This is a genomic window from Streptomyces spongiae (assembly GCF_009377185.1).
Classification (GTDB): domain Bacteria; phylum Actinomycetota; class Actinomycetes; order Streptomycetales; family Streptomycetaceae; genus Streptomyces; species Streptomyces spongiae.
In genome coordinates, this window is the sequence record NZ_VJZC01000876.1 from 1 (window position 1) to 2,913 (window position 2,913).

The window sequence follows — 2,913 nt, forward strand, 5'->3', positions numbered from 1 at the left end:
GAACAATGGATGCCAGGGGCGGGCCGGAGGACATCTGGCGGGGCCTTGGTGCGGGGCGGCGGCGCTTTTTGCCCGGCTTGGCCAGGAGGCCCATCCATGCGGTGAGGCGGCGGATGAGGTCGGTCATGTCGTCGGCTCCGGTGGGTTCGCTGGTGGCCGTACTCGCGGGGTCGGGGGCTCCCGTCACGATCTCGTTGGGCGGGGACGCAGGGGCCACCTCGTCGAGGCTGAGGCACCCAACAGTGATTACCTTACTGATATTCGCGAAAGGCATCAAGGTGGTCTCTCCTGGAAGTTGGGCGCTGCGATCAGTCGCTTACCGTGTAGAGCGGCAAGGCCAGACGGCACAGCAGTCGTAGGCCCAGGGGAGGGCTTCGTGAACGAGAGCAGGTGGGTCAGCACTTCGATGCCGTATCTGACCCCGCGCGAAAAGGGGCAGGGCGATGCCTGGAGCGCTGACGCGGCTGCCCAGGGGCGGCGAGGTAGCCAGCGGATCGTCCACGCCGGGGAGGTGCCGGCACCTGGCGAGGTGGCGCGGCTGCTCGGGCTTTCGGATAACGAGCCGGTCGTCGTACGGCGGCGCCTGATCCTGCTCGACGACCAGCCCAACGAACTGACTGACACCTACTACCCCACCAACATCGCCCGGGGCACAGGGCTTGCGGGGACGGCCAAGATCCCTGGTGGAGCTGTCACGTTGCTTGCCCAGTTGGGGCATGTGGGTGTGGTGGTCCGTGAGGATGTCGTGGCGGGGATGCCGGACGACGCGGAGCGGGAGGTTCTGGGGACCGCACCTGGAGAGCCCGTGCTGCGGCTCACCAGACTGACGCTGGACCGTGACGACCGGCCCATTCAGGTCGACCGTATGGTGATGCCCGCACTGAGGCAGAGACTGCGATACGAGATCAGGATCGGATGACCGTGCCCAAGGCCGAACCGGATTCCCTCGACCGCCGCTCGCTGCACGAGCGGATCGCAGCCGACCTGCGCGACGACATCATGAGCGGCGAGCTGGCGCCGGGAGCCACGCTGCCCTCCACCGCGCAGCTCACCTCCCGTTTCGACGCTTCGAACGCCACCGTGCAGAAGGCCGTGCAACTCCTCAAGGACGAGAACCTGGTGGTGGGGCGCGCGGGTGCGGGGGTCACGGTCCGACAGCACCGTCAACGCACCGTGCGTCCCGCTGAGTCCATGACGCCGACCGCCGCTGGAGAGAGCTACCGCTGGCTCGTCGAGGCGGCCAAGTACGGTGCGGACGCTCGTATCTCCGTCCTCGACGTGCGGGAGGCGCGTCCACCCGCGGACGTGCGCACCGCTTTCGGGCTGCAGGAAGACGGTGTGGCGCTGCTCCGGAGCCAGATCCTCCTGATTGACGACGAGCCTGCCGAACTCGTGCAGTCCTACTACCCGTTGGACATCGCCCGCGGCACGGCTCTGATGGACCGCCCAAGGATCAAGGGCGGCACTCCCGCGCTCCTGGCAGAACTCGGCCACCCGCCGCGCCTGAGCGTGGACCGGGTCTCCGCCAGAATCCCCACCCAGGAGCAGTTCCAGGCACTCCGCCTCCCCGGCAGCCTGCCGGTCCTGTGCACTCTCCGAGTCGTCTACACGGACCACGAACGCCCCATCGAAGCGACGGTGATGGTGAAGGCCGGTCACCTGTACGAGCTGCAGTACGAGTACACGGCCAAATGACGCGGGCGCGCAGCCGAGAGTGGGAAGGGGCTCTGGGCCACTTCTCGTGGTCGTCTACACAGCGTGGCTGCTCGATGCACGGGGCCGACCCGATGCCGCACGAACCAGCCTGGCCCGCTGTACGAGGGATGTGGCGGCTGTCTCCCAGTCGGGGTACGTGAAGGCGAACCCGGCCGCGTGCAGCCGGCCCGGCACCACCCGACGGCTCTTGAGCAGCAGTTCCGTGTCCGAGCGCAGCGCGAACGCCCCCAGCTCGGCCATCCAGCGCGTCGCCGGCAGCCCTACCGGGATGCCCCAGGCCGTGCGCAGCACGCGCATGAAATCGCGGTGGGGAAGAGGGCCGGGCGAGGCGAGGTTCACCGGCCCCTCGATGTCGTCCCTGGCGATCAGGAACTCCACCGCTCGCACGAAGTCCTCGTCATGGATCCAGGAGACGTACTGCGCGCCGCCGGCCACCGGACCGCCCAGCCCAAGTCGCGCCAGCCGCGACAGTACGTCGAACACACCGCCCCGATCCGGGCTCATGACCATCGCCGAGCGCAGCGCCACCTTGCGGGTCGCTGGAGTCGGCGCCTCGGCCTGCGCCCGCTCCCAGTTCTCCGCGATCGCGACGCTGTACGCCCAGTAGTCCGGCACTCCGGGCTCCGAGCCGCCGATCACCCCGGTCGCCTCGTCGTGTGCCGCGTCGAAGCGGTGGGCGTAGACCGTCGCCGTACTCATCTGCAGCCAGACGCGCGGTGGCCGCGAGGCGGCGGCGATCGCCTCGCCGACCACCCGCGCCGAATCCACCCGGGAGTCCATCATGGCCCGCAGGTTCTCGGTGGTGTAGCGGCAGGAGACGCTGCGCCCGGCCAGGTTGACCACGACATCGCAGCCGTCGATCGCCGCGGCCCAGCGGCCGAGCGTGGCCCCGTCCCATCCGATGTGGTGCGCCCGCGCGGGACGTCGGGTCACCACCGTGACCTCGTGGCCGGCCGCCGTCAGCGCGCGGTCGAGAATCGTGCCCACCTGTCCGGTTCCCCCGGGCAGCACTACCTTCATCGAACCCCCTCGGTTCGCTCGGAGCCTCAGCGTAGCCCCTGTTTTTGAACGTGTTCAACTAGGGTTCGGGGAGGGCGGGAGGCGGCACGCAGGTCCGTACTGCCGCACGGGCCCGCGCGGCAACCGGCCATCCGTCGCCCGACGTGCCTACGCTGGCGAACCCCACCGCCCTCACCG

At 69.4% G+C, this 2,913-nt stretch carries 3 protein-coding genes and 1 pseudogene; 2 read left to right on the forward strand and 2 right to left on the reverse strand.

Going from position 1 to position 2,913, the window contains the following annotated elements:
• Nucleotides 1–217: pseudogene (locus FNH08_RS48090) on the reverse strand (hypothetical protein); the annotation flags it as partial.
• A 159-nt stretch (nucleotides 218–376) separates the two neighbouring features.
• Here FNH08_RS48090 and FNH08_RS48095 point away from each other — a divergent pair.
• On the forward strand, nucleotides 377–919 hold the full coding sequence (locus FNH08_RS48095) for a GntR family transcriptional regulator (RefSeq protein ID WP_322726608.1): 543 nt from the start codon (nucleotides 377–379) through the stop codon (nucleotides 917–919).
• Nucleotides 916–1,695 (forward strand): GntR family transcriptional regulator, encoded by a 780-nt coding sequence (locus FNH08_RS48100; RefSeq protein ID WP_152778213.1) that lies wholly within the window; start codon nucleotides 916–918, stop codon nucleotides 1,693–1,695. Before FNH08_RS48095 ends, FNH08_RS48100 begins: the two co-directional genes overlap by 4 nt.
• A 54-nt stretch (nucleotides 1,696–1,749) precedes the next feature.
• Here FNH08_RS48100 and FNH08_RS48105 read toward each other — a convergent pair whose 3' ends face one another.
• Nucleotides 1,750–2,736, reverse strand: coding sequence for a TIGR01777 family oxidoreductase (locus FNH08_RS48105; RefSeq protein ID WP_152778214.1), 987 nt, complete (start codon nucleotides 2,734–2,736; stop codon nucleotides 1,750–1,752).
• Between the last annotated feature and the right edge of the window lie 177 nt (nucleotides 2,737–2,913).

Excerpts from the sequence above, each read along its gene's own strand:
- FNH08_RS48105 (WP_152778214.1), bottom strand. The coding sequence starts at position 2,736 with ATGAAGGTAGTGCTGCCCGGGGGAACCGGACAGGTGGGCACGATTCTC.
- FNH08_RS48100 (WP_152778213.1), top strand. The coding sequence starts at position 916 with ATGACCGTGCCCAAGGCCGAACCGGATTCCCTCGACCGCCGCTCGCTG.